A 4,829-nucleotide genomic window follows, 5' to 3' on the forward strand; every position below is an offset into this window, starting at 1 on the left:
TTGAGTGGACGAGCCATCTTTTGTGCTTGAAATCAGTACTCCTATATTCTGCTTCACCTCATAGGGAATTGGTATGACATAGAGCAGCGACTCCGTGCCATTGCTGCGCAGCAAATATTGAAAGGTGACGCCGGGGGTGTTGTTGGTCAGCGTTTGTAAACGGTTTTCAGTTTGTAGCCGTCGCTTAACTTCTTGGCGCAGGGCATAGTTCCATAGGGCAAAGCCTACGATGCCAATGAAGGGCAAATAAATTAACCCGTCTAACAGCGCTTGTCTCAGGCTGGGTAGAGTCTCATTTACGGGCGTGAGCCATTGCTGCTCAGCCTGGTAATACTCCGAATTGGGAGCCGCTAGCAGCTGTCGCAGACGCTCATCGATCGCCGCTAACAACGCCGCGTTTTGCCCCTCTGCCGTCACAAAATACAGCTGTGAGGGATACACCAATATATTCGTTGGCTCAATGGCATATTCAGTCTCCGCCTGTGCCCCAATGAAACGGTTAACCACAGCGGCGTCAATATTCCTCGCTGATAATTGCTGCAGCAAGGTTTCAAAATCATCAAATTCCACAAAAGTGGGCACTGCGCCAAAGCCACTAGCGCGCGCGGCTAAAGTGGGCTTTTGAATGCTGCCCCGCACGACGCCGACTCGGCGTTGATCCAGATCCAAGATTGAGTCGATAGCGCTGCTGGGGTGCTGGTACACCACTGACCAACTGGACAACACTGACTCTTGGTGAAAATCGAACTGGCGATCGCGCGCTGCCGAATAGGCGACATCCAGCATGAGATCTAACTGTTTCGCTTCGACGGCGTCGAGACAGGCTTGCCACTCACAGGGCACATATTCCACCGTCCAGTTTTCCGATTCAGCGATCGCCGCCAACACATCCACCCAAAATCCCGCCGGATCTCCGGCAGGATCAACAAAGACTTTTGGCGGGTTTTGATAAATGCCAACTCGCACCGTCGGGGCTGCAGCCGAATCGATGACCTGTGCCATCGCCCCGGCCCAAGTTCCCAAAATCGCGGCGCTACTGCCGAGTGCGATCGCCCAATCCTTCATGGTTCAATCTGTAAAACCACCCCTGAAGCAACCACGGCTCTACCCGCTTCACGCTTCAGCAATTGCCTCGCCAGCATAAGGCAACTCAACGGCACCAAGCGCCCAATTGCAAAATGTGACTTAAATGCATGTCGCACTGGGCTTAGCATAGCTTCAAATCCCTGGGAACCCATATCTAAATAGACGCACTGAAAGCCGTACTGAGGCCAGCAAGAAGTAACGCCCGACCTTGAAAGTAGCTTGCCCACGATGTGGGTATCGGGGACCAGCCAGCGTTGAGCTGCCAATCCGTACTCCTGGGGCCAAAACTGTATCGGTTGACTGAGCAACGCTTACCAACAAACACGCTAATATGAAAAGGACTGTAAACTTTTGTGACGTGAGTTGACTATGACTGCTCTGGATTTGAAGCAAATTTCTCACCAACTAGAGAGCGAAAGTTCGAAAGATCGCATGTTGGCATTGGCCATGCTGCGTGATGTCGATCCTTCTATGGCGGCTCCCCTCGTGCGCAAAGTGATTTACGACAGCAATTTGCAGGTGCGCTCAATGGCTGTATTTGCCATGGGGTTGAAGCCCGACGCCGAGACTTTCGACATTTTGGTCAAGTTGGTCGAAACTGATCCCGACTACGGTATTCGCGCCGATGCGGCTGGCGCGTTGGGCTACTTAGAAGATCCCCGTGGGTTTGAAACGTTGGTGCGGGCCTTTTACGAAGATACTGATTGGCTGGTGCGATTTAGCGCCGCGGTGTCGCTGGGGAATCTGAAAGATCCCCGCGCCCATGATGTGTTGGTCGAAGCGTTGCAAAGCAAGGAAGTGGTGATTCAGCAAGCAGCGATCGCGGCCATTGGTGAAGTGGGCGATATCCAAGCCGTGGAACAAATTTTGGCCTTTGCCCAAGCAGAAGACTGGTTAGTGCGTCAGCGCTTGGCAGAAGCGTTGGGACATCTGCCATCACCCAAAACCGAATCGGCTCTCCGCTTCTTAGAGAAAGATGCCCATTTCCAAGTCGCCGAAGCGGCCCGCATCTCTTTGCAGCGTTTGAGCGATCGCAATTAAACCAGAACGTATCCCAGGCTGAAAATCATCAGTAGGTTGGGGCGGACATATTGTCCGCAACTCCTGGCCGTACAGCGGCGTAAGAGACTCGTGTGCAAAGAGCATCCCCATAAACCGAGTTTCGACTCCGCTCAACGCTCGATACTGGTAGTTTGAGCGAAGTCGAAACCGGGTTGAATAGGCACTTTATTTAGCCGCAGATCCCTAAGTGAACCCCAGGCTTAGTTGGAACGGTTGGTTCATCTCGCGATGCTGTTCACGGCGACGCTGAGCACCTCGGGCCGCGATCGCTCGGCCCGGATTGGTCGGCCCCCTGAAGAATGGCAGCGTACACTACAGTTGCAAAGCGATCCCAAAGAAAAAGTTCCGCCCCTTGTCAATTCTCAAGCTTTTGAGCTATCAATATAGCCTGAATCACAAGTTCAAAAGTTCTCACCCGTACTGGAGCGGCAAATGTATTGCGATGGCCTTTAATGCCTGTAGTTTGGCCTAACTGAACGTCAGTTGTTCAATGTGGATACTTTTGGACCGACTTGAAACTGGCCTTTTGTCTGTGAGTTGTAGCAGTGCGTCAAATCAAATCTAAGTTGTCTTTGCGGCAACATCACTGAAATTTGTATTTTTTGTTACCAAAACAGCACAAATACGGATTTTGAGATTTATCCTTCAGAACAGGTTTTTTGACAACTCAGTAGTTTTTGCTAAATTCACGAAGGCCCGATCGCCTGTTGCACAGTCTTGGGCAGCCTGGTCAACAGTTGTTATTTAAACCCGGAATTTTGCATCGATTTCCAGTTCGGCGGCAATTTATGCTCAATCATGAGCAGGAGTCATAGCCTTATGGTGAGAGAACAAAGTCATGGACGCCTGGTTTTTCAGGCGATTCTGTTTTGGGTAATTGCGCCCGCGATCGCGCTGTCTTTGCTCATTTAAGTGCCCTCAATTCAGCCAGGGATCGTATTTCCCGCCCTCAGACGCAGCTCAACCATGCCCTCTTATCGCCTCATCGCCTGTGGCTTTCATGATGAATTAGAAGCCTTGGCCACCCTCCGCCAACCGTGCCAAATCGTTTATCGAGATGGGAATGGGGCGACCCAGAGCGTGGGAAGCCGCATCGTCGATGTTTATGCGCAAGGGGGCGCAGACTTTATCAAGCTGCAAACTGGCGCGATTATTCGGGCTGATCATCTGCTCAGCGTTGATGGTAAAGCGATCGCATTCGCCGACTCTCCCGATTCTTGTGCCTGAAAGTCGAGGATCATCCTGATGCGTCAGGCACCATCACCGCGAGCACATATTCTCCCTCACTCACCCCTTCGCTGATGGACAAGTCATAGACCAAGCCTGGCTGCTGGGCCTGTACGGTGATTACCTGTGGGTACTGTCCGGTTTTGTTGAGACACAACAGTTCATACAGCACATCGCCCCGCTGCACCCAGGTACCGATCGCCACTCGTTGTTGCACAAAGCCGCCCGCTGTGGCGTAGTACTTCTGGAGTTGGCTGGCGCGAGTCAGGGGTACTGATTGCTGAAGAACGCCGACGCCATCGAGCAAAACCTGCTGCTGCCGCAGGTAATTCAAAATGCCGCTGACGCCGCGCTTAATAGCTGGAGCGTCGTTCTTCATGCCTGTGCCCAGTTCCAGTGTCCAAGCTTCAATCCCAAAGCGCAGCGATCGCCCCAAGTCAGCAAAGGCTTTTTCCAGCTCTAGCCAGGGATTGATGAACGCTTCATCAAAGGCATTGCCATCAAACCGATCTAGCAAAATGGCAAAGTCCAGATCGAAATAGGGGACAGACATCGCGCGATCGCGAAAATAATAGGTATACACCATGCCCTGATTACTCGAACTGTGCAGGTCAATCAGGATATCAGCATCCAGCGCTTGCTCTTGTAGGCGGGTGCGATAGCGCTGATGCACAGGCACCCCGGCTGGATCAGCAAGGGCCGCCAACTCCGCCGCAAAGTGTTGACGAATAAACTCGCGATAAGTCTGTTGAATGGTGACGCGATCGCTCTCCAAATGCTGGGCCGCAAAGGTGCGTGCGCCCCGATGCTCCTGTTCCCAGTCCCAAAAAATGCGATTCCAGTCGCGCCCGTCATACGGATTAAACCGACCACTGGCAAAGTTGTGGGCACGAGTGTTGACGCCAATCGGGTTGCAGGCCGGAACGAGCCGAATTTCCCCCTGTAAGGCCGCTGCATCCAGCGTTTTAAAATAGGTCAAAAGTTGATGAATGACGCTGTTACCCGCAATTTCAGCTCCGTGCAGGTTGGCTTGCAGATACACCACTTTGCCAGGATGCGTCCCCACAAAGCGATATTGCTGTAGCGACAATATATCCCCCGACGCCATGTGCAGTAACGGTAAAACCTTGATCTCAGCATCCATGAGCACCCGTCCTTTAGAGCCATTTCTATTCTCTCAGGGAAAAGTCGTAAAGTCGGTGTCGCATAGGAAGGGGCCAGCGTTACCTCTGCTCAAAGTAACTGGAGGCTGAGCGACAAGCAGATGTGCGGATGTGCGGTGATGGGAAAATCGCCAGTCTCGATTGGTACCCTGGCCTGAAAGATCGCCCCTGTTACACGTCAGTTCCACAGACGCCTTTTGCCCTCTCTCCCTAGGGGCTACTAAGTACACATAAATCCCTCCTGGGCTAGTGACCATCCCTGAAAGATGGCCTCAAATTTCCTGAGCCCCT

The 4,829-nt window shown here is 52.4% G+C and carries 5 protein-coding genes; 3 read left to right on the forward strand and 2 right to left on the reverse strand.

Going from position 1 to position 4,829, the window contains the following annotated elements; all coding sequences use genetic code 11:
- Positions 1-1,065 (reverse strand): transporter substrate-binding domain-containing protein (locus tag JUK32_RS07540; protein WP_204138240.1); only part of this gene is annotated, 1,065 nt, incomplete at its 3' end.
- A gap of 390 nt (positions 1,066-1,455) precedes the next feature.
- Between JUK32_RS07540 and JUK32_RS07545 the strand changes: the two genes are divergently transcribed.
- The 3 genes from JUK32_RS07545 to JUK32_RS07555 all read left to right on the forward strand — a co-directional run bounded on the left by JUK32_RS07545 (position 1,456) and on the right by JUK32_RS07555 (position 3,375).
- Positions 1,456-2,127 (forward strand): HEAT repeat domain-containing protein, encoded by a 672-nt coding sequence (locus tag JUK32_RS07545; RefSeq protein WP_204138241.1) that lies wholly within the window; start codon positions 1,456-1,458, stop codon positions 2,125-2,127.
- 234 nt (positions 2,128-2,361) lie between these two features.
- Positions 2,362-2,535, forward strand: a complete 174-nt coding sequence (locus JUK32_RS07550) for a hypothetical protein (protein ID WP_204138242.1) — start codon at positions 2,362-2,364, stop codon at positions 2,533-2,535.
- A 579-nt stretch (positions 2,536-3,114) separates the two neighbouring features.
- Positions 3,115-3,375, forward strand: a complete 261-nt coding sequence (locus JUK32_RS07555) for a hypothetical protein (RefSeq protein WP_204138243.1) — start codon at positions 3,115-3,117, stop codon at positions 3,373-3,375.
- Positions 3,376-3,385: 10 nt separating this feature from the next.
- Here the strand turns inward: JUK32_RS07555 and JUK32_RS07560 are convergent, their stop codons facing one another.
- On the reverse strand, positions 3,386-4,519 hold the full coding sequence (locus JUK32_RS07560; RefSeq protein WP_204138244.1) for a succinylglutamate desuccinylase/aspartoacylase family protein: 1,134 nt from the start codon (positions 4,517-4,519) through the stop codon (positions 3,386-3,388).
- Between the last annotated feature and the right edge of the window lie 310 nt (positions 4,520-4,829).

The organism is Halomicronema sp. CCY15110, from assembly GCF_016888165.1.
In the GTDB taxonomy this organism is placed as follows: domain Bacteria; phylum Cyanobacteriota; class Cyanobacteriia; order Phormidesmidales; family Phormidesmidaceae; genus Halomicronema.

What these genes read in the sequence shown, in the direction of transcription:
- JUK32_RS07555 (WP_204138243.1), top strand. Translation starts at nt 3,115, where the DNA reads ATGCCCTCTTATCGCCTCATCGCCTGTGGCTTTCATGATGAATTAGAA.
- JUK32_RS07560 (WP_204138244.1), bottom strand. Translation starts at nt 4,519, where the DNA reads ATGGATGCTGAGATCAAGGTTTTACCGTTACTGCACATGGCGTCGGGG.
- JUK32_RS07545 (WP_204138241.1), top strand. Translation starts at nt 1,456, where the DNA reads ATGACTGCTCTGGATTTGAAGCAAATTTCTCACCAACTAGAGAGCGAA.